We start from the raw sequence: 20,987 nt of genomic DNA, 5'->3' as shown, positions 1-20,987 counted from the left end.
TCATTGGGGTTAGTCAAGATGCTACGTCAAACTTAAGCCTGATCTAAACTCTCCAGCATTCTCTTTAATACTGCCTGGGCTGCAAACGTCCTGTTGTTGGCCTGTTCCAGGACCAATGAATTAGAACCGTCCAGTATCTCATCACTGAGCTCTACATTGCGGCGCACAGGCAGGCAGTGCATTACTTTTGCATTGTTGCTGCGCTGCAGTTTTTCTTCCGTTAGCATCCAGCCTTCACCTTCTGTCAATACCTGGCCGTAGTCATTGTAGCTCGACCAGTTTTTTACATACACAAAATCTGCATCTTCCAGGGCTTCCTGCTGGTTGGTAGTTACTGTTGCGCCCGCTGTAAACTCATCTGACAATTCATAGCCTTCAGGGTGCGTAATTACGAGCTCTACATCAGCCTTACGCATCCATTCAGCAAATGAGTTGGCAACACACTGCGGAATAGGCTTGATATGGGGCGCCCATGTCAGGACAACTTTAGGCTTTTTGCCGGCTGTTTTATTTTCTGTTATAGTGATAAGGTCTGCCAGGCTTTGTAGTGGGTGACGCGTTGCTGATTCCAGGCTCACTACCGGTATCTTGCTATATTTAATAAATTGCTGGAGCAACTCCTCGCTATAATCTTCTTCTCTGTTCTGCAACTTAGGGAAAGAACGGATACCGAGTATATCGCAATATTGGCCCATCACGGCGGCAGCCTCTTTTATATGCTCAACGGTGGTACCGTTCATGATGGCTCCTTCCTGTGTTTCCAATGCCCATCCTTCCTTGTCAAGGTTCATGACCATCACGTTCATGCCCAGGTTTATGGCAGCTTTTTGCGTGCTTAAGCGGGTACGCAGGCTCGGGTTCAGGAAGATTAATCCTAATGTTTTATTTTCTCCTAACTGCTTGTGCTTGTAAGGGTTCTGCTTCAGTTGCAGCGCTTCATTCACCAACTCCTGTAAGTTGGCAACATCCTGTACTGATGTAAATTGCTTCATTAGATCGTTTGTAGCTCTACTTTTAAAAGAATTGACTCGAAAGCCTCCAGGAATTTTTCTACTTCGCGCGCTCCAATGCAAAGCGGCGGCAATAGGCGAAGCGTGTTTTTGTCTGAAGATGCACCTGTGAAAATGCCATAATCGTTGAGGAGTTCTTTTCGGATAGAGGCACATGGCTGATCCAGTTCCACACCGATCATCAGGCCCTGTCCGCGTACTTCCTTAATACCCGGCAATGTCAGCAGGCTGTCAATTAATCGCTTGCCCATACGCTGTGCATTTAGCATAAGGTCTTCTTCTTCCATTACTTCCAGTACCGCCAAAGCAGCTACACAGGCCAGGTAATTACCGCCGAAGGTTGTGCCCAGCATGCCATGTTTAGCTTTTAGATGCGGGTTTATGAGTACACCCGCTACAGGAAATCCATTACCCATCCCTTTTGCCATCGTGATCAGATCAGGGGTAATATCTGCGTACTGATGGGCAAAAAACTTACCTGTACGTCCGTAACCAGATTGTACTTCATCCAATATCAACAAGGCCCCGGCTTTTTTACAACCTGCAGCAACTGCTTTCAGAAAGTTTGAGTTGGGTATATGTACACCACCTACACCCTGTATACCTTCCACAATTACGGCAGCCAACTCTTCTTCGTGTGTTATCAATGCCTCTGCAAAAGCGGCCAGGTCGTTTAGCGGCAGGAAGATAACATTATCTGTTTCGTTGATAGGCGCCTGAATTTTGGGATCGTCTGTGGCAGCTACGGCAGCGGATGTACGGCCATGAAAACCACCTTTGAAGGCGATAACTTTTTTGCGGCCGGTATGGAAGGAAGCTACTTTTAGCGCATTTTCATTTGCCTCGGCACCTGAATTACAAAGAAAGAGGTTATAATCATCGTAGCCGCTTAGTAAGCCGAGCTTATCGGCAAGCTGCTGCTGCAAGGGCATTTGTACAGAATTGGAATAGAAGCCAATGTCGTAGAGCTGACGGGCAATTCTTTTAACATAATGCGGGTGGCTGTGGCCAATAGAGATAACAGCATGACCTCCATAGAGATCAAGGTATTTTTTACCTTTGTCATCCCAAACGTATGCACCCTGTGCTTTTACAGGTGTGATATCAAAAAGCGGATATACATCGAACAGGTTCATATTCGGAGAATTAGATGTAAGAAGTAAGACAATAGATGAAGTACTTTACGTACATGATCGTAAGGATTTTATAGTTATAATACTCTTAATAAGCATCTAAAAAGCACTTGCTTTCAGTTTCAGGCCGGTAGTTTCACCTAAACCGTACATTAGGTTCATGTTCTGCAGGGCCTGGCCTGATGCCCCTTTTAACAGGTTATCGATAACACTGGTGATGATCAACTGATTACCCTGCATGGTCAGGTGAAGCAGGCATTTATTGGTATTTATCACCTGTTTCAGGTCCGGAGTTGTATCTGTGATAGTAATGAACGGATGGCTCCTGAAATAACTTTTGTACAATTGCAACGCTTCAGCTAACTCAAGGTCAAAATTTAGGTACGCAGTACATAATATCCCCCTGGTAAAAGGACCACGATAGGGTACGAAATGGATTGGAGGCAGCTCTTTTTCCTGAAGGCTGCTCAATGTGCGTCTGATCTCATTTAAATGCTGGTGTTCAAGAACCTTGTAGTTCGACACATTGCCGTTTCTCCAGCTAAAATGTGAAGTTGGGCTGAGACTTTGCCCTGCACCTGTACTACCTGTAATGCCACTTACATGCACTTCGGAAGTCAGTAAATTCTGATCGGCCAAAGGAAGTAATGCCAGTTGAATAGCGGTGGCAAAGCAACCCGGGTTAGCTATACTAGCTGCTTCTTTTATTTCCTCGCGTTGCAGCTCAGGAAGCCCATAAACAAAAGCTCTGTCATGTGCCTCCACAGCACCTGCTTCTGTATCCTCTTGCCAACGGAAATCCTGGCTAAGATCAATTATTTTGGTTGACAGGCTTACAGCTGCACCAGTTAAAAATTCTTGGGCGGCTCCATGCCCTGCACAAAGAAAGATCACGTCAACCTCTTCGGTTGCAGCATCTGAAAATAGCAGTCCTGTTTCACCGATCAGGTCCTGGTGCACGCTATACACAGGCTTTCCTGCCTGGCTTTTGCTTTGCGCAAATACCAGGTCAACCTGCGGGTGGTTCAGGAGTAGGCGAATCAGCTCTCCGCCTGTATATCCTGCTCCACCTACAATACCTGCTTTAATCATTATTCCGTTATCCATACTGGTTCACTGTTTACGCTATGATATAGCTTGGTCTGGTTGCCAAAGATCTTGGCAAAGCCTTTCACATCATCGGATGTCCAGGCGCGGTTCATTTCACCGTAACTGCCAAACTTATCGCTCATCAGGTCATGCGCGCTTTCTATACCCTCCACCTGGAAACGGTAAGGGGCAAGTAATACAGACACTTTACCGGTAACATTTTCTTGTGTATGTTCCAGGAATGCCTCTATATCGCGCATGGTCGGGTCCAGCAACTGACCTTCGTGTAACCAGTTGCCATACCAGGCAGATAATTGGTCTTTCCAATAAAGCTGCCATTTGGTAAGGACATGCTTTTCTAGGGTATGATGTGCTTTAATGATTATAAGTGGCGCCGCAGCCTCAAACCCTACACGTCCTTTAATGCCAATTATAGTATCTCCTACGTGTATATCGCGTCCAATGGCATATGGGGCCGCTAAGGCCTGCAGGTGCTGTATAGCAAGCACAGGATTTTCAAACTCGATGTCATTTATTCCAGTCAGTTCTCCCTTTTTAAAGTGAAGACTTACCCGCTCCGGCTCCTGTTTGGTTAGCTGCGTAGGATATGCCTCCTCCGGCAATGGCAGGTTGGAAGTAAGGGTTTCCTTGCCACCAATAGATGTGCCCCAAATGCCTTTATTAATAGAGTATTGTGCTTTTTGGAAGTCCATTTCCACGCCGTGAGCCTTCAAATAGGTAATTTCTTCATCCCTCGAAAGCCTTTTGTCACGGATTGGAGTAATAATTTCTACTTCAGGGATAAGCGCCTGAAACACCATATCAAATCTTACCTGATCGTTTCCGGCACCGGTACTACCATGAGCCACGTAATCGGCACCAATAGATTTGGCATAATTAGCAATAGCAATAGCCTGGGTAACACGTTCTGCGCTAACACTTAAAGGATACACGTTGTTTTTAAGCACATTCCCAAATACCAGGTAACGGATACAACTCTTGTAAAAGCGCTGCGTCTCGTTTAAGTGTATGTGCTGTTTTACACCCATGGCATAAGCACGGCGCTCTATTTCCTTTAGCTCCTCATCCGAAAAGCCACCAGTATCAACAATAGCTGAGTATACTTCCAGGCCAAGATCCTGGGCAAGGTAAATGGCACAATAAGAGGTGTCTAACCCGCCGCTAAATGCTAAGACTACTTTTTTCATTCTATTTATACTTCTGTAATGATCAAATTTGAAAGGTGTTCACGTTATCTGCAGCGTCGCCGGGACGTGTACGATGACGCAACCAACGGTCCGTAACTGTTGCTTTTTTGGCAGGTTGCTGTGCGGCTGCCAAAGGTAAAGGAATGAAGGTCTTTTCCTTTTCAGGGTCGAATAGCATGGCTGTGCAAAGGCAGTTGCTTCGGTTCTTACTCTGCAGAATTTCAAAGTTCACACAGCTGCGGCAACCTTTCCAGAACTCCTCATCATCGGTTAGTTCAGAATATGTTACCGGGGAGTATCCGAGGCCCGAGTTGATGCGCATCACAGCCAAAGCTGTCGTCAAGCCGAAGATCTTGGCACCCGGATATTTTGTTCGGGAAAGTTCGAATATCTTCTGTTTGATCATCCGTGCCAGTCCGCTCTTACGGAGTTCCGGAGAAACGATCAGGCCTGAATTAGCTACATACTTACCATGGCTCCATGTTTCGATGTAGCAAAAGCCAGCCCAGGAACCATTCGGGTGCAAAGCGATAACAGCTTTACCCTCCAGCATCTTCTGCGCAATGTAATCCGGTGAGCGCTTGGCTATTCCGGTACCACGCGCTTTTGCAGAAGACTCCATTTCGTTGCATATCTGCAGTGCATGGATAATATGTTGCCCATCAGCAACCGTAACAAGGAATGCAGGTTGATCCATCCTATGGAAAATTCCACTGTGCAGTTAAAGCACAGAGCTAGTAAATTGAACTTGATTAAATGCTGAAAACCCATCTGCATACCACATGGTATGTATGTTTTGTATCGGGTTCAGAAAATTGGTGAAAGAAGATTACCGCATAGGTAACCAGTAAATACGCCGGCCTAGGGCCTGTAGCGGACCACTAATGTAATGGCTCTAAAAACTATCCTGTTTAAAAGGATAGAAAAAGACGCACTCTCCAGGGCTGGAGCGTGATTTATCATAACTGATGATAAAAGCGACTTTTTTTGCATTTCGTTATTAAATATAATTCGGGTGCTGTTAGTTTTATACCCCGTTTACAAAGCAAAGTTTTCTTATTTGTTTTTTAATTTCCAAGTAAAGAAGTGAAAAACATTGAAAATTTATACTATTCATGGCTAACGTTTCAAAAACATCAGCCGCAGCAGCATCTCTGACAAAAGTATTAACTTGCAGTCCTATTTAAAAAGAAAGAGCAGCCAAGGTAATCTTTAGAATATCATGAAGAACTTATCCATCCGCATTATAATCGGAGCCTTATTTTCAGCAATCGGTTTAGTAAGCCTTTTTATCACCCACGAAACACTCACAGCTGCTATCTGGCTTAGTTTTGGTAATGGGCTCATACTTTCTGATCTTCGCTTTACAAGTACCGACAGTAACGGGAATGCATATGTCAAGCCTATCCCCAAAGCCAGAACTTATGCTGCTATTGCACTGCTGGTGTTAGCCGTTCTACTCCTTATACTTCAGGTGTACCTGGATCTGAGCCAAGGAACTCCGGTACATTAACAAGTGTGCATCCGTTAAATTCTGCTCTGTAGTACAAGGCTGACATCTATGATCTCGGTATCACGTTTCAGTTTAAGGTGAATGGTCCTGCCTGGTTTACTATCAATCATATTAAGAACTTCGGTGAGCTTTAAATCCTTGCAGTCGTGGCCATTAATGTGCAGCAACTGATCGCCGGGTTTAAGACCAAGTTCTTTAGCAGGAGAATCATCGGTAACATTAGCAATAATATAAATATTAGTGCCCGGTAAAGGGGTTGAGAGTTCAAAACCGGCTAAATTATAGTTGAATGGCTGCTTGAACTTACTGTTTGGGATGAGCGTCAGTTGGTTATGCGGATAATCAAAAATAACGGTAAACCTGTTTAAAATATCGGAACCAAGGTTGCCATTTCTGTTTGAGATGTTCATGGCCAGTTTAATGGCTTCTTCGTCAGGGTAAGTAGCAGGCAGGTTTTCGATCTCATATTTACCTATCGAGAAAGAATTGAGCCGACCAATTTTACCATGAATATCCCCGCTTAATCCCCTACCCAGATATGCCTCCATCACTTTAGGCGGTAGCATTAGTCTATTATCCGTTGGCAGGTACAACGAAACCGTATGGCTGGCACCTGTGTCAAGCACTAGTTTCACCTTTACGGTATCTCCATTAGCCTGATTTACATTTGCATAGATATAGGCCTTGTTCTTCTCTATGAAAAGGGGATATTCCTCAGCTTTCTTCTTTTTTCTTAATACTACATCAGGCCTGTAGAGGGTAAGCCGTTTAGTGCTATAGTTAATTTTTACAATAAAATTCTTAAAAATATCATATCCGATGATGCCATGCACAGGCATTCCCATGCGTGTAGAAAGGTCAAAAACATCCTCCATTAACACATATACCTGGTGGTTGTCGCCCTGGATGCCACGCATTTTCATCAGGTTTCCGCTGGAGAAAAGAGCTTCTACCTCATAGCCTTCCCCAAGCCCCTGAATCGTTATTTTATCTGCCGAATTTAAGCTGAGCGAATCCGAATAATAAAGCCTGGTTATTAAGGTGTTTTTTACGCCTGAGTCAAGTATAAAATTTAGCGGTGTGGAATTATTGATCTGAACGGGAATAACAATAAGGTTGTGCACCAACTTAAACGGGATCGTTACTTTCTTCCGCTTAGAAGTAAAGTAAACAGTATCTTTAGCAAATTTTTGCTGCTCTTGTGCACTTGCCAATTGGGGCAACAGGTACAGGAAAAGACAAAGCAGCGTTAAGAAAACAGCTCTTGTCATACCTTCGGGATTTTGTAGTTGGAGTTACTTAAATCAACAATGATACTACGAAAAAAATCCCAAAAAGAAGTTAATATACTTGCTGAACTATAATAAGTTATATTCCCTGTTGTGCACTAAACTATATGGTTTCTTTAGTGCGCTCCTGCAGTTAGTCAGTTTTACTTTATTTTCTTTCTCCTGCGCTCGGTGGCAATTGTTGCAATATTGCGCCCTTTCAAACGGCCGTAGAAAATGTGTTTAGGGGTACCGATAATTTGAGAGCCATATATACCTGAGTGGCCTGAGAACAAGTACGCGATCACGCAGGCAAGAGCAATATAAACACTTCCTTCTGCACCGAATAATTCAATGCCCATGACTGTACAAGTAAGTGGGGTATTTGTTGCACCTGAAAAAACAGCGACGAAACCCATTCCTGCTAAAAGTGCCATTGGCAAAGGACCTACCTGGGCCAGCGCATTTCCAAGCGTTGCACCTGCGTAGAAAAGAGGAGTTACCTCTCCCCCTTTAAAGCCTGCCCCAAGTGTGAACGCTGTAAGAACGATCTTCACTAAAGAATCATACCATGGTAGTGGTGCTTCAAAAGCAGTAAGAATAGTGGGTATGCCAAGGCCGATGTATTTTGTGGTTCCCATTAACCAGACGATTAGTGCGATTACTGCTCCTCCAAGCAAGGGGCGGAATGGCGCGTAAGTGATGCGCTGTTTAAACTGATTGGTAAAGAACATGGTAGACCTCGAAAAGGCCATACCTGCAATACCAAATACTGCACCTGCAATTAAGGTGTAAAGCAAACCTGCGATGGTGAGCTCTGGTACGAATGAGATAGAAAAGTGCGTATGCCCTACCCCCCAGGCCAGGCAGGTAAAATCAGCAATAACGGCAGCCAGAAAACTTGGCAGCAACGCCTCGTAACGTAACCTGCCCAGTATGAATACCTCTAGTCCAAAGATAGCTCCGGCCAGCGGGGTTCCAAACAACGAAGCAAATCCGGCGCTGATACCCGTAATGATCAGGACTTTTCTATCGCGGGGGCGCAAACGGAATATTCTTGTGAACTGATCTGCTATAGCACCACCAATTTGCACTGCGGTCCCCTCACGTCCGGCTGACCCGCCAAATAAATGTGTGACCAGCGTACCTATTAAAACCAACGGAGCCATTTTAAAGGGAATCACCTCACGCGGCTTATGGATCTCCTCAAGTAACAGATTATTGCCCTTTGCAGCTCTGCCAGCATAATAGTGGTATAGCAAACCGACGGCTAAACCTCCCAGGGGTAAGAGCCAGATGATCCAGGTATGTGCTTCGCGGTAATTAGTGACCCATTCAAGTGAAATCAAAAAAAATGCAGATGCACTACCAGCCAAAACCCCAACCAGGATGCATATAACTAACCATTTAAGCGTGTAGAGCATAGCAGTTGCCTGCTCGCCGCCAGAAAGCAAGCCACGCAAAAAACGCTTGTAATAAGAAGATGTGTGGGAGTTAGGGGCTTTTTTCATAATATACTGATGACAAATATACAAAGTGGCTTGTTAAAACAGCCACATACAGTAGGAGTCATCAGCGCTGATCAGGCAGGCAGTTCGTGGTGGTACCCCATCACCAAAGCTACAAAGTTAAAGGATGGAAGTAGATTATGAAATTTTACTTCCAGTAAAGCCGCTAATAAGCTTTTATAAAATAATGAAAGAGACTTTTTTATGCCAAACGAGCACAATTAGGCAGAAAAAAAGCCCTGCATAACAGGGCTTTTTCTACTTGATTTCTATATTTCTAAGGCCAAATTTATGCAGCTTTTCAGCCAGAGTTCTGATTTCTATACTTCTTGTTTGCAACTCCGGCTCAGCGGTGGCCCTGTCGCACCTTACTTTTGCTAACATTACAACACTTTTAAGAGCTTCTAACTCTTTAAGCGTAATCTCTACCGTAGACTTTAAACCAACTACCGTGTTTGGTTGCATGTTGTTCATCAGCTGTCTCATAGGTTAATGAGTATTAATTATAATTATTTAACCTGCGCAAAGAAAGAAAGATTCAAAATAATGTAACCTTTTATTAGTGTCTGCCGTATCAGCACTCCAAGTGCGTAAAACCCAGCAATTAAGCTAATCAGAATCTTTGGAGTAGCACCTACATAAATAGTCTTTAAGCTGACCTTCTGAAATTTAATAAATCTAATAATCCATAGAAAATTGTTTCTAAAGGCAGCTTGTTTCATAGCCGTACTTTACACATGATATTTGTACAAAAATTTGTATTGTGTTATCGCTATTTAGGAACCCCAAACACGGCTTTAGCCCTAAAACAATGCTTTTGCCATATTTTTTGACTATCTTTAAGTATAGTTTAAGAAACCACATTTCAATAAACTTATACTTTTCTAATAGATGCACTACATCGACTTATCCATCTTCGTGATCTACATGCTTGCGATGCTCGGGGTTGGATACTACTTTCTGAAAAAAAATCAAGGCGCTGAGGATTATTATGTAGGAGGCCGCTCTATGAGCAGCGGACACATTGGCTTGTCAGTTGTGGCAACTGATGTTGGTGGAGGTTTCTCTATTGGCCTCGGCGGTCTGGGGTTTACCATGGGACTCTCCGGCTCCTGGATGCTTTTTACAGGTTTATTCGGAGCCTGGCTAGCGGCAGTTTTTCTGATACCTAAAGTTAAAAATAATCCTGCCTTCTCCAGGTTCTTCACCTTCCCTCAGATCTTCGGCTACTATTTTAACGCCAGGGTCGCCTTACTGGCCGGTATCATATCGGCTATTGGGTACACCGGGTTTACCAGCTCTCAGATCTTAGCAGGAGCAAAACTGGCAAGCGGCACTTTTACTAATTTGGATATAAATACGGCCCTATTGATCATGGGCGTTATTGCAGTAGTATATACTGTAATGGGGGGCTTAAAAGCTGTGATCTACACAGATACCATTCAGTGGGCCGTTCTTATGGGAGGCTTGATCTTTATTGGTATTCCGGTTTCATTTCTGGCAGTAGGTGGCGGTATGGGAGTTCTCCATTTCTCGCAGTTAACAGATTTTGATTTCCTGGCCGCACAATCAGCCAAAAGTATGGCTGCCATCCGTACTTCCCTTCCCCCTGAGTTTTTAAGCCTGACCAATATTACCTGGCAGCAGATCGTGAACTGGGCTATAACTATTATACCTATCTGGTTTGTTGGCATGACCTTATACCAGCGGATATATGCCTGCCGGGATGAGAAAACAGCCAAACGTGCCTGGTATATAGCCGGCTTATTCGAATGGCCCATCATGGCCTTCATGGGCGTAAGTTTAGGTATTCTGGCTCGTGTGGCAGCTGAGCAGGGCATGTTTGATGCCTTGGGTGCCGGCGCTGTCGTAGACCCCGAAACAGGCCTTCCGATGCTCCTGCGTACTGTCTTACCCGTTGGCTTAATGGGTTTGATGCTCTCAGCATATTTCTCTGCCATCCTTTCTACCGCAGACAGCTGCCTGATGGCATCATCCGGAAATATTATTACGGATGTGCTCAGTTACTTCTGGAAAATTGACCCTGAGGCCCCTTCTACCCTGCGGCTATCACAGCTGGTGACTTTGCTGGTTGGTGTACTGGCATTATGGCTTGCAACAATGATGACCAACGTGCTAGACATGATGCTCTATTCTTATGCCTTTATGGTGTCCGGGTTATTTATACCTGTATTGGGTGCTTTGTTCTGGAAAAGGCGTAGCAGTCTTGCTGCATTCTGGGCAATGCTCTCCGGAGGCTTGGTAACAGTTCTGCTGCAGGTCAGTACGCTAACAGCCCCTGTTCCTCAGATGGACGTTATGCAGCTTGCAAACCGGCTACAACCTTATTTTCAGGGTGAGATGAGTTCTACCTGGATGAGTATGAATGAGTTTGAACTGCGTACTTTAATTGAGCAAACACTTTCTGTTAACAGTATCGTACATATGCCCTGGCTGGACCTCACATTTCAGCTGCCTTATAACCTGGACCCTAATTTATTTGGCTTATCGGCTTCCTTACTAATCTATATTACGTTAACATTTTTATACCCTGATAAAACTAAAACGAAAAAATGGCAGAGAACAACAACGTCAGCTACAGTGTCTACACCCCAACCGATCATAGAGAACTAAACAAAGATGAAGTCCTTGATTTCCTTTTCAAGCATTTGGATGAGTATGGTGATCAGCGGGAAGATATAGCCAAATGCATGGACTATGCCCTTTCAGAAGCTGAAGGAAAAGGCGGGTCTGTACTTGTGGCTCGGGAGAATAACCAGGTTGTTGGTGCCCTGATCATGAACAATACGGGCATGAGCGGGTATATACCAGAGAATATTCTTGTATATGTTGCTGTGCACAACAGCCAGAGGGGCAAAGGTGTTGGTAAAAAGCTTGTACAACTAGCCGCTGACAATTCAAAAGGCAGTATTGCACTACATGTAGAGCCTCAGAACCCTGCCCGGCGTTTATATGAGAAATTAGGCTTTACTAACAAATATTTAGAGTATAGACTACAGAGATAAAAAATGGCTGTTCTAAAGCTGTACCATCATAAACTTCAACACAATTATAATCACCTTGATAAGGTTTTTAAAGAACATGACATTGATTGGGGCATTGTAACCAAACTGCTCTGCGGTAATGAAATGTTCTTGAAAGAAGTATTGGCTCTTGGCACCAAAGAAATTCACGACTCAAGAGTTACAAACCTGAAGGCTATCAAAAAAGTAGCCCCCGATGTTCAGACTGTTTATATTAAACCAGCGCCTAAGAAGAGTATACCTGATATCATTAAGTATGCTGACGTAAGCTTTCAGACAGAGTTAGACATTATCAGGCTTTTATCTGAGGAAGCCGCACGACAAAACAAACTCCACAAGATCATCATTATGATCGAAATGGGTGACCTGCGTGAAGGGGTTATGGGTGATGAGCTGGTAGCATTTTATGCCAAGGTTTTTGAGCTTCCTAATATTTCGGTTATCGGGTTAGGAGCAAATTTCAATTGCCTTCATGGCGTTATGCCAACCCGCGATAAGCTTATTCAGCTTAGCCTTTACAAGCAGGTGATAGAGGCAAAGTTCAACCGTAAGATCCCCTGGGTATCCGGAGGTACTTCGGTTACCATACCTTTGTTATTCAACCATCAGCTCCCGCAGGGTATCAACCACTTCCGAATTGGGGAAGCGCTGTTCTTTGGGTTAAACCTGTTTACAGGCGAAACCTTTGAAGGGATGTATGATGATGTTTTCGAGCTTGATACTGAAATAATTGAGCTAACTGAAAAGCCAATGGTACCCAGCGGAATGCTTGCTGAAAACCCAAGTGGTGAAAGCTTTGAGATCGATGAGAGCCTCTACGGCAAAACATCTCACAGAGCCATACTTGATGTGGGCCTGCTCGATATCAACCCTAAATTCTTAATACCTAAAGATGAGGATATAAGTGTAATTGGTGCAAGTTCTGATATGCTTATTGTGGAATTAGGGGAAAACAAAAACAATTATAAAGTTGGCGATACCCTTCGTTTTGGTATGCGTTATATGGGTGCCCTAAGCATCCTTAATTCACGCTACATAGCAAAGGAACTCGTTAAATAAACTAATCTTACAAGATAGAATAAGCCCGTATACGACTTCGTATACGGGCTTATTTTTTATCCGCTATGATGTAAATTACTATGTGCGTTTTTTTCTTGTAGCTTTTGCTGTTTAGGCCAACCCTTTAACTGCGCCTATCGTCTTTAGCAGGAACAAGGTCTTTAATCGATATCCCAACCATGGCCAAGTATCAGCTTGTCCGACGCATCATTTACCCCCTTCAAGAATTTGTGCGGGCGGAAGCCTTTAGCGGCATAGTTTTGATCTTTATTACGCTTGTTGCCCTCGCATGGGCTAATTCTCCCTGGTCTGAAAGTTATGCTGCTACCTGGAATACGGTTCTAAGTTTTAAATTAGGTGATCTTGAAATCTCAAAAGCTGCCCTTTTATGGATAAATGATGGGCTCATGGCTATTTTTTTCTTAGTCGTAGGCCTCGAAATCAAAAGAGAAATGCTTACCGGGGAGCTGTCAACTTTCAGAAGGGCTGCTTTCCCGGTGATGGGTGCGCTGGGAGGTATGCTTGTGCCTGCAGGTATTTATGCTTACCTGAATCAAGGGTTGGAAGGTTTTGGAGGCTGGGGAGTGCCTATGGCTACTGACATTGCTTTTGCCATTGGTATCCTCACATTGCTCGGAAAGAGAATTCCGCTCACTTTAAAATTATTTCTGGTTGCCTATGCCATTGTCGATGATATAGGAGCAGTACTGGTAATAGCAGTTTTATATACCTCGGACTTGAACATGCTGAGCTTATCGGTTGGTTTCCTGATGTTTGGTATACTCGTCATGCTATCTGCCGTGAGGGTAAACAGTATATGGATCTATACTATACTTGGTCTGGTGATGTGGGTAGCATTTCTAAAATCAGGTGTACATGCTACAGTGGCGGGCATCCTTCTGGCTGTTACCATCCCTGCACGACCCAAAATATCCGAAGAAGATTTTGTAACGAGTACAGATACCATACTTGGTGAATTACATGCTGTACACCTGAACCAGCTTCATAAATCTGATGTGCCTGAATCCGGTGATGAACTGCAGGCAGCGGTAAATACCATAGAGCAAAACTGCGAGGAAGTTCAATCTCCGTTGTTAAGGATGGAGCATGGCCTGCACAATTGGGTTGCCTTTGCAATTATGCCGGTTTTTGCCCTGGCTAATGCAGGCATTTATATTGATGCTAAACTGACAGATGGGTTTAATAACCCAGTAAGCTGGGGAATAATTTTGGGCCTTGTAATAGGTAAACCTGTTGGCATTATACTGTTTACAACGCTGGCACATTTTACTAAGCTGGCAGAAAAGCCTGCCTCTTATAACTGGCAGCAACTGCTTGGCGCTTCTTTGCTTGGAGGTATTGGTTTTACAATGGCTATTTTTATAGCCAACCTTGCCTTTGCCGGTACTACCCTGCTGCCACAGGCTAAACTAGCCATTTTATTCGCCTCTTTAATTGCTGGTCTATCGGGCTACCTGCTCCTGCGCATTACCAGGGGTGTACCCCAACCTGACTAAATAGCCTTTTAAATAATATCGAGTTTTTAAATTAAGGATTAAGGATGGCATCAAGCAGCCCCATTTCCTTATCTTTCCTTTTAAAAACAAGCAACGGAATGTCCAGGTCGTAACGCAGAATTTTTTCGGTCACGCTTCCAATCACAAACAATGCCGCTGCCGTTAGTCCCTTTGCACCTATTACCAGCATGTCTGCACGCGCTCTTTTAGCCTCCAGAACGATCAGTTCACCTATATCAGCTGTATTCCCTTTTTTCACCAGCACAAGTTCTGATCTTTCCCCGAGTTCAGGAAAACGACCCAGCAACTTCTCATACTTTTCCCGTGCAAAAGCCTGCATCTTTTCATCAAAAGCCTCATAGCTAATGCCAAGGGTACGGTACCCTGTAGGCACTTCGTATATGTGCAGGCATGTGACCATAATGTTTGGTTTAGCCAGTGCAGAATGTAAAACCCTGTCGAGCGCCATGTCGCTGTACTTAGAAAAATCAACACTTACAACGATGCGGTTAAGTTTAGGGTCAAATGTTTCCGGAACAAATAATACGCTGATATGCCCAGTCCGCAATATTTTCTGTGCCAAAACACCACTACCTTTCAACCGAAGTTTACGGCCTACCAGCATCAGGTCTACCTCTTTGACTTTAGACCAGTGCAAGAGCTGTTTTAATGGTGAGCCCTCTTCTATTAAAATTTCAACATCCACCCCAGGCACATGCTCAAACGCAGGGGATACAAGCGAAGCGATGGACTGGCGTATGTTCTCTTCTGCAGACAGGGAGTCCCGTTGCAGGTTGCTTAACAGCTCTGGCGGAAGTTCCAGGCTTTTTTCGATGTGGATGAAATAAACCTTCTCTACCTGCACTTCGGATGCTAAAAAGGCTGCATAAGATATCAGCTTTTCATCCATTTGCGTCAGGTCGAGGCCTACCATAATACGAGTTAACGTTTCCATGGCGTATTGATTTGTTAATGTGCTGTAAGTAAACACGTTGATCAAAACATACCAGCTGTGCAACTTATTGTGAGCAGCATGGTACTATTGTTTAACTACATACGGTAGTCGCAGGATATATATACATTAATTCGTATTTAAATGCTGACAGTTATCATAATCAGCTTAATAGTAGCGCTGTCTGCTCCCTTGTATTGCAAAATTGCAGGGAAGTATGCCGTGATACCTGTATCTGCGTTGCCCATATGCATATTTGCTTACCTGTGCACCTTACTTCCGGAAATATATCGAACGGGGTACGTACAACAAGTCACTTCGTGGGTACCAGCGTTAGGAATTGAGTTTCAGTTCAGAATTGATGGACTCAGCTTACTGTTTGCACTTCTTATTTCATTCTTTGGCTTCCTGATCATTATATATAGCAGCGGCTACCTGAAGCACCATGTTTTGCTGGGCAGGTTTTATATGTACCTGACCTTATTTATGACGGCAATGGTTGGCCTGGTAACAGCAGACAACATTTTTCTGACTTTCGTTTTCTGGGAGCTGACAAGTATAAGTTCTTATTTATTAATTGGTTTTGATAATGACTCTGAACAAGCTCGTGTAGCTGCATGGCAGGCATTACTTGTAACAGGTTTTGGAGGATTAGCCTTACTAGCAGGATTGGTACTTTTAAGTATATCAAGTGACTCGTTCACGTTTAGTGGAATATTAGTAAACAAGGAAGTTTTTGTGGCTTCACCCCTCTTTGTGCCTTCTATGTTACTCATCCTGCTTGCTTGTTTTACTAAATCTGCTCAGTTCCCATTTCACTTCTGGCTCCCGAATGCAATGCAAGCCCCCACCCCCGTAAGCGCTTACCTCCATTCTGCCACCATGGTGAAGGCTGGCATTTATCTATTGGCGCGCCTATCTCCTGTTTACGCTGGTTCTGATATATGGCAGCACACCCTTATTATAGCAGGTGGGCTAACGGCCTTACTCGGGGCTGCTCTGGCCCTGCAGCACACTGACCTAAAAGCTATGCTTGCCTATACTACTCTGGCAGCCCTGGGCCTTATGGTAACCATGATCGGAATTGATACTCCTGTATCTATCAAGGCGATGCTGGTATTTCTGGTAGCTCATGCCCTGTACAAAGGCACTATGTTTCTGGTAGCCGGGGCAGTAGACCACAGTACAGGCACAAGAGAATTTTATAAGCTTAATGGGCTTGCAAGGAACATGCCCGTAACGGCGCTAAGTGCTGCCTTAGCTGCACTCTCCATGGCTGGACTTATGCCTTTTTTTGGCTTTATCGGAAAAGAACTGATGTATGAAGCAACCCTGGAAAGCAGCTTTTATGTGTGGGTCGTTTTTGGCCTTACTTTCCTCACAGGGATCTCCTTTGTAACTATTGCTATCCTGTTTAGCTATGGTATTTTCTGGAACAAAACCAGTAACCCAACACCAGTAGAACACTCTCCACCCCCGGCACTTTATACACCCTTGCTCATTTTAGGTATAGCCGGACTTGCCTTTGGCCTTATGCCTTCTGCAGTTATTACCCCTGTATTAGAAAATGCCGCTCAAAGCATACTCCATGGCATAGATGCGAAACTTGAGCTTGTATTGTGGCATGGGTTTACCAAAGAGCTGATGTTAAGTATACTTACTCTTTTACTCGGTCTGCTTTTATTCCGGTACCATAGAGAAATACACATTAGAAGTAATAAGATAAGCAGTGTTTACAAGTATGGCCCCAATCATTTGTACCATTACCTTTTTCATAATTTCCTGAAGGGTGCAAAAGCTTTTGTTTCCGTTATTCAAAACGGCTATCTGCGCAGTTACATCATCTTCATCATCCTTTTCTTCTCAACGACATTGCTGTTGGTTTTATGGAATAACACCCATCATGTAAAGCTTGGGGCACACGTAGAGCACTTTGCAAGCATTGAAATTTATGAACTTGTCATATTTTTTCTGGTGCTCGCAGCACTTGTCTATTTACTAAATACCCGCTCCAGGTTAACTTCTATAATTGTCGTGGGCCTGGTAGGTTACTCTGCCGCACTATACTACATCCTTTTCGGGGCTCCTGATGTAGCGGCGACCCAATTCCTGATCGAAACACTTACAGTTGTGATATTTGTACTGCTACTGCACAAGCTCCCAGCCTTCAAATACCTTTCGCATGAGTACCAGAAATATAAGTTCATCGCCATTTCAGTTTTCTTTGGCTCTATGATGGCTTACGTCTTGTTACTGGTACAGGAACATGCCGTGGACTCACAGCTGAAAGAGTTCTACGGAAAGCATAGCTTAGCATTAGCCCATGGGCGCAATATAGTTAACGTAATACTGGTTGATTTCAGAGGGCTGGATACCTTGGGTGAGATAACTGTTTTAGCTGTAGCCGCACTCGGCATCTTTGCCCTGCTGCGTCTTAAAACCAATAAAGAGGACTGATATGAAAACACTGATCTTTGCAACCGCCATCCGTATTCTGACACCGGTCTTCCTCTTGTTTTCAGTTTATATTCTGCTGCGGGGACACAATCATCCGGGAGGCGGCTTTATTGGGGGCCTGATTGGTTCGATCACGTTTGTCTTTCATGTACTGGCTCACGGTTCCCAACGTACTGCAAAGGAGTATTTTAGCATGACATTCTACCGCTATGAAAGAGAGCCGGCCAGCAGCCGTCCAAATCATATGTGGCATCTGCTTACTAAAAACTTATTAAGTAAGAAGTCACGGGAAGAAGAAAGAAAATATTATTACCTGATCAGGCTCAGGCCCAGTTTCCTGATGGCTACCGGACTGCTGGTAGCCGCCATCAGTGGCTTAATTGGGTTAATTTATGGTAAACCCTTTATGACCGGTATATGGTCACAAACTAAGTTTCCGCTGATCGGCTCTGTTGGAACTCCATTGCTTTTTGATGCCGGAGTATACCTGCTTGTTTTAGGCATGGTTCTTAAAATGATTTTTACAATGTCTAAAGATCAAACCTGATGGAAATATTACTCCCTTTAATGATAGGTACACTTTTCTCTGTGAGTCTATACTTTATACTTCACCGACACCTGTTTAAACTCATCATTGGCCTAATCCTATTCGGGCTTTCAACTAACTTGTTTCTTTTTGTGGTGGGCGGACTAACGCGTGGCGGAGTAGCAATTATAGCACAGAACAAAACAACTATTCCTCCGGAATCATATGCAGACCCTGTACCGCAGGCGCTTCTTCTTACTGCCATCGTGATCGGATTTGGCATCCAGGCTTTCGCAATCGTATTAATACGTCGGGTTTACAGAGCCTTTAAATCAAATAACCTGGACGATCTCCGGAAAATGGAAATAAAGGAATAGCCCTAACCTACTTGCAAATTTATGTCAGACCATCTGCTGCTCATACTTCCCTTGCTGCTTCCTCTTTTAGGGGCAGTAATGAGTGTGTTTCTGTGGCAACTGATCAAATGGCATATTCTGATAGTTGCTTTAGCCCAGGCTGGCTGGCTTTTTACTGCTGTAGTCCTACTAAGCAGAGTAATGCAGCACGGTATACTTACAACCCAAATAGGCAATTGGCCGGCTCCTTATGGTATTACGCTTGTTGTCGACTTTTTTAGCGCACTCATTTTTTTAACGGCAAGTATTATTGCGTTGGCGGTATACCTGTTCTCACTAGCCGGCCTCGACAGAACCCGAAAAAAGTTTGGCTATTACCCGCTGATGCTCTTACTACAAATGGGTGTTGGCGGGGTTTGTTTAACAGGCGATATCTTTAATTTATATGTATGGTTTGAGCTAATACTCATCTGCAGTTTTGCACTTATATCGTTAGGCGGGAAAAAGGCGCAGTTAGAAGGTACTTTAAAGTATTTAACTATAAATTTTATAGCTTCAGGTCTTTTGCTGACAGGTGTTGGTGTTATATATAGTTTGTTTGGATCTCTTAACCTGGCAGAACTTAGCTTAATAATTCATGAAGGGCATCCAAATATACATTTACTATCCGTTGCCGGTGTCTTCTTCCTGACAGGTTTTGGTATCAAGTCTGCCCTGTTTCCCTTGTTTTTTTGGCTTCCAGCCTCTTACCACACCCCCCCTATTGCGGTCTCCGCTTTTATGGGTGGACTGATCTCTAAGATTGGAATTTATACTTTGGTGAGGATTTATACCCTCTTATTTATGGCAGACCATGCCTTTAACCAACCCTTTTTACTAGTGATCTCTGGATTGACGATGATGGTAGGAGTAATTGGTGCGGCTGCCCAAATGGACCTCAGGAAAATACTTTCCTTCCATGTTATCAGCCAGGTAGGTTACATGCTGATGGGGCTCGCCATTTATACACCCCTGGCCATTGCCGGGACAATATTTTTTATGATACATAATATTGTCGTTAAAACTAACCTCTTCCTGATAAGTGGTGTAGTGGCACAGCGGCACAGAACATTTTCCTTGTATAAATTGGGGGCGATATACCTGAAGCAGCCCATGCTTTCACTTATGTTCTTTATATCCGCAATGGCTCTGGCCGGATTGCCGCCCTTGTCAGGATTTTGGGGTAAATTAATGCTGGCTATGGCTGGTTTTCAGCATGGGCACTATATCATTATTGGTGTTTCGCTGTGCGTAAGCCTGGTAACGCTTTTCTCTATGACCAAAATATGGAATGAAGTTTTCTGGAAGCCGAAACCGGTCATAAAGAAGAGCCCTGTAGAGCTTTCTGCAGAAGACTTGCTCCGCAACAAGCTACTATACCTGCCAGTTGCTTTTCTGCTGCTCTTTATAATCCTTTTCAGTTTTTTTCCCCAGCCCTTGATCCATATGTCTGAGCGTTCTGCAGACCAGCTCTTGCATAGCGAAATATACAGAAATGCCGTACTTAAAAAAGATACAGCCTACTAACACCGTTATTACTGCTTGAAAACCTTTGTGTTACATACTGTTATAGCTTTTTTTATTACCTATGTTCTTTTTCATCGGGGCATACTTCAGCTGCCTTACAGTGCTGTAAGCACCGCATTTGTGTTTCTCTTTATCTTCTGGTCTTTCTGGTCCACTACCTGGTTTTACAATCGCCCCTATTTCCGGAAAATGCCGAAAGTCATCATACTGGCTGCTTACTTTTTCAAAGAAATGCTGATGGCAAATATTAAGATCGCTTATGATATTTTGACACCGCACTACTACATGCGTCCAACGGTGATAGCTTTGCCGCTTTCAGTTAAATCAAACCTGGAGATTACACTGCTGGCAAATATGATTACCCTGACACCGGGAACTTTGAGTATTGATGTGAGCAAAGACAGAAAGTTTCTGTACATACATGCCCTTTATGTGAAGCATAATGATGTGGAGAGGTTAAAGCATCATATAAAGCATGGTTTTGAGCGTCGCTTACTAGAATTGACAGCATGAGTCTTTTTGAAACAACTCTGACCATAGCGATGATAACGCTGAGTATTTGCCTGCTACTTACGGCAATCAGGTTTGCCATTGGTCCAACGTTGCCAGACAGGATCACTGCTTTTGATCTGATCGTTGCAAATGTGATTGGCATTATTGCTATTTACACAGAGTATACCCAAAGCGAAGATTTTATAGATGTAGCTATTATTCTGTCCTTGTTTGGGTTTCTGGGCTCTATCACATTTTCTTATTATATCATGAAGGTTAACAAATAAGC

20 protein-coding genes and 1 riboswitch are annotated in these 20,987 nt (G+C 43.8%); of the genes, 11 read left to right on the top strand and 9 right to left on the bottom strand.

Annotated elements, in window-relative coordinates; genetic code table 11:
- Nucleotides 1–32: 32 nt before the first annotated feature.
- From ACSX1A_RS06835 to ACSX1A_RS06815, 5 genes are all read right to left on the bottom strand, one after another.
- A complete protein-coding gene (locus tag ACSX1A_RS06835; protein WP_439882873.1) occupies nt 33–992 on the bottom strand; it encodes an N-acetylornithine carbamoyltransferase in 960 nt (319 codons plus the stop codon).
- Complete coding sequence (locus tag ACSX1A_RS06830; protein WP_439882872.1) at nt 992–2,146, bottom strand: aspartate aminotransferase family protein; 1,155 nt, start codon at nt 2,144–2,146, stop codon at nt 992–994. Before ACSX1A_RS06830 ends, ACSX1A_RS06835 begins: the two co-directional genes overlap by 1 nt.
- A 96-nt stretch (nt 2,147–2,242) precedes the next feature.
- Complete coding sequence (gene argC / locus ACSX1A_RS06825; protein WP_439882871.1) at nt 2,243–3,250, bottom strand: N-acetyl-gamma-glutamyl-phosphate reductase; 1,008 nt, start codon at nt 3,248–3,250, stop codon at nt 2,243–2,245.
- The gene (locus ACSX1A_RS06820; RefSeq protein WP_439882870.1) at nt 3,235–4,440 is read right to left on the bottom strand and encodes an argininosuccinate synthase; all 1,206 of its coding nucleotides are present in this window, start codon (nt 4,438–4,440) and stop codon (nt 3,235–3,237) included. The genes argC and ACSX1A_RS06820 overlap by 16 nt, the downstream gene beginning before the upstream one ends.
- Nucleotides 4,441–4,462: 22 nt before the next feature.
- Nucleotides 4,463–5,137 (bottom strand): GNAT family N-acetyltransferase, encoded by a 675-nt coding sequence (locus tag ACSX1A_RS06815; RefSeq protein ID WP_439882869.1) that lies wholly within the window; start codon nt 5,135–5,137, stop codon nt 4,463–4,465.
- Nucleotides 5,138–5,662: 525 nt separating this feature from the next.
- On the opposite strand from ACSX1A_RS06815, the gene ACSX1A_RS06810 reads away from it, so the two are divergent.
- A complete protein-coding gene (locus tag ACSX1A_RS06810; protein WP_439882868.1) occupies nt 5,663–5,953 on the top strand; it encodes a hypothetical protein in 291 nt (96 codons plus the stop codon).
- Between the two features lie 14 nt (nt 5,954–5,967).
- Here the strand turns inward: ACSX1A_RS06810 and ACSX1A_RS06805 are convergent, their stop codons facing one another.
- From ACSX1A_RS06805 to ACSX1A_RS06795, 3 genes are all read right to left on the bottom strand, one after another.
- On the bottom strand, nt 5,968–7,224 hold the full coding sequence (locus tag ACSX1A_RS06805) for an aspartyl protease family protein (protein ID WP_439882867.1): 1,257 nt from the start codon (nt 7,222–7,224) through the stop codon (nt 5,968–5,970).
- A gap of 161 nt (nt 7,225–7,385) precedes the next feature.
- A complete protein-coding gene (locus ACSX1A_RS06800) occupies nt 7,386–8,645 on the bottom strand; it encodes a voltage-gated chloride channel family protein (protein ID WP_439883541.1) in 1,260 nt (419 codons plus the stop codon).
- A 132-nt stretch (nt 8,646–8,777) separates the two neighbouring features.
- Nucleotides 8,778–8,846, bottom strand: a riboswitch (Fluoride riboswitch).
- A gap of 141 nt (nt 8,847–8,987) precedes the next feature.
- Entirely contained in the window at nt 8,988–9,215 is a 228-nt protein-coding gene (locus tag ACSX1A_RS06795) for a hypothetical protein (protein WP_439882866.1), read from the bottom strand.
- A gap of 405 nt (nt 9,216–9,620) precedes the next feature.
- Here ACSX1A_RS06795 and ACSX1A_RS06790 point away from each other — a divergent pair, with 405 nt between their 5' ends.
- The 4 genes from ACSX1A_RS06790 (at nt 9,621) to nhaA (ending at nt 14,349) form a co-directional block, all read left to right on the top strand.
- Nucleotides 9,621–11,363 (top strand): sodium:solute symporter family protein, encoded by a 1,743-nt coding sequence (locus ACSX1A_RS06790; RefSeq protein WP_439882865.1) that lies wholly within the window; start codon nt 9,621–9,623, stop codon nt 11,361–11,363.
- Nucleotides 11,303–11,755, top strand: coding sequence for a GNAT family N-acetyltransferase (locus ACSX1A_RS06785; RefSeq protein WP_439882864.1), 453 nt, complete (start codon nt 11,303–11,305; stop codon nt 11,753–11,755). The genes ACSX1A_RS06790 and ACSX1A_RS06785 overlap by 61 nt, the downstream gene beginning before the upstream one ends.
- A gap of 3 nt (nt 11,756–11,758) precedes the next feature.
- Nucleotides 11,759–12,832, top strand: a complete 1,074-nt coding sequence (locus tag ACSX1A_RS06780) for an alanine racemase (RefSeq protein WP_439882863.1) — start codon at nt 11,759–11,761, stop codon at nt 12,830–12,832.
- A gap of 179 nt (nt 12,833–13,011) precedes the next feature.
- A complete protein-coding gene (gene nhaA / locus ACSX1A_RS06775; RefSeq protein ID WP_439882862.1) occupies nt 13,012–14,349 on the top strand; it encodes a Na+/H+ antiporter NhaA in 1,338 nt (445 codons plus the stop codon).
- Between the two features lie 31 nt (nt 14,350–14,380).
- Here nhaA and ACSX1A_RS06770 read toward each other — a convergent pair whose 3' ends face one another.
- Entirely contained in the window at nt 14,381–15,304 is a 924-nt protein-coding gene (locus ACSX1A_RS06770) for a universal stress protein (RefSeq protein ID WP_439882861.1), read from the bottom strand.
- 141 nt (nt 15,305–15,445) lie between these two features.
- Between ACSX1A_RS06770 and mbhE the strand changes: the two genes are divergently transcribed.
- Genes mbhE through ACSX1A_RS06740 form a run of 6 tightly spaced genes read left to right on the top strand, consistent with a single transcriptional unit; the run spans nt 15,446 to nt 20,985 of the window.
- Complete coding sequence (gene mbhE / locus ACSX1A_RS06765; protein WP_439882860.1) at nt 15,446–17,758, top strand: hydrogen gas-evolving membrane-bound hydrogenase subunit E; 2,313 nt, start codon at nt 15,446–15,448, stop codon at nt 17,756–17,758.
- A gap of 1 nt (nt 17,759) precedes the next feature.
- Nucleotides 17,760–18,305 carry an MnhB domain-containing protein gene (locus ACSX1A_RS06760; RefSeq protein ID WP_439882859.1) on the top strand — a complete coding sequence of 182 codons (546 nt, stop codon included), beginning with the start codon at nt 17,760–17,762 and terminating at the stop codon, nt 18,303–18,305.
- Nucleotides 18,305–18,661: an NADH-quinone oxidoreductase subunit K gene (locus tag ACSX1A_RS06755; protein WP_439882858.1), complete on the top strand. Its 357-nt coding sequence runs from the start codon at nt 18,305–18,307 to the stop codon at nt 18,659–18,661. Before ACSX1A_RS06760 ends, ACSX1A_RS06755 begins: the two co-directional genes overlap by 1 nt.
- A gap of 21 nt (nt 18,662–18,682) precedes the next feature.
- Complete coding sequence (locus tag ACSX1A_RS06750; RefSeq protein ID WP_439882857.1) at nt 18,683–20,206, top strand: proton-conducting transporter transmembrane domain-containing protein; 1,524 nt, start codon at nt 18,683–18,685, stop codon at nt 20,204–20,206.
- 27 nt (nt 20,207–20,233) lie between these two features.
- Nucleotides 20,234–20,719: a Na+/H+ antiporter subunit E gene (locus tag ACSX1A_RS06745; protein WP_439882856.1), complete on the top strand. Its 486-nt coding sequence runs from the start codon at nt 20,234–20,236 to the stop codon at nt 20,717–20,719.
- Nucleotides 20,716–20,985 carry a monovalent cation/H+ antiporter complex subunit F gene (locus tag ACSX1A_RS06740; RefSeq protein WP_439882855.1) on the top strand — a complete coding sequence of 90 codons (270 nt, stop codon included), beginning with the start codon at nt 20,716–20,718 and terminating at the stop codon, nt 20,983–20,985. Before ACSX1A_RS06745 ends, ACSX1A_RS06740 begins: the two co-directional genes overlap by 4 nt.
- Nucleotides 20,986–20,987 lie beyond the last annotated feature (2 nt).

It is taken from the genome of Pontibacter sp. MBLB2868, from assembly GCF_051904785.1.
Classification (GTDB): domain Bacteria; phylum Bacteroidota; class Bacteroidia; order Cytophagales; family Hymenobacteraceae; genus Pontibacter.
This window is presented reverse-complemented; position numbering and strand designations above follow the sequence as displayed.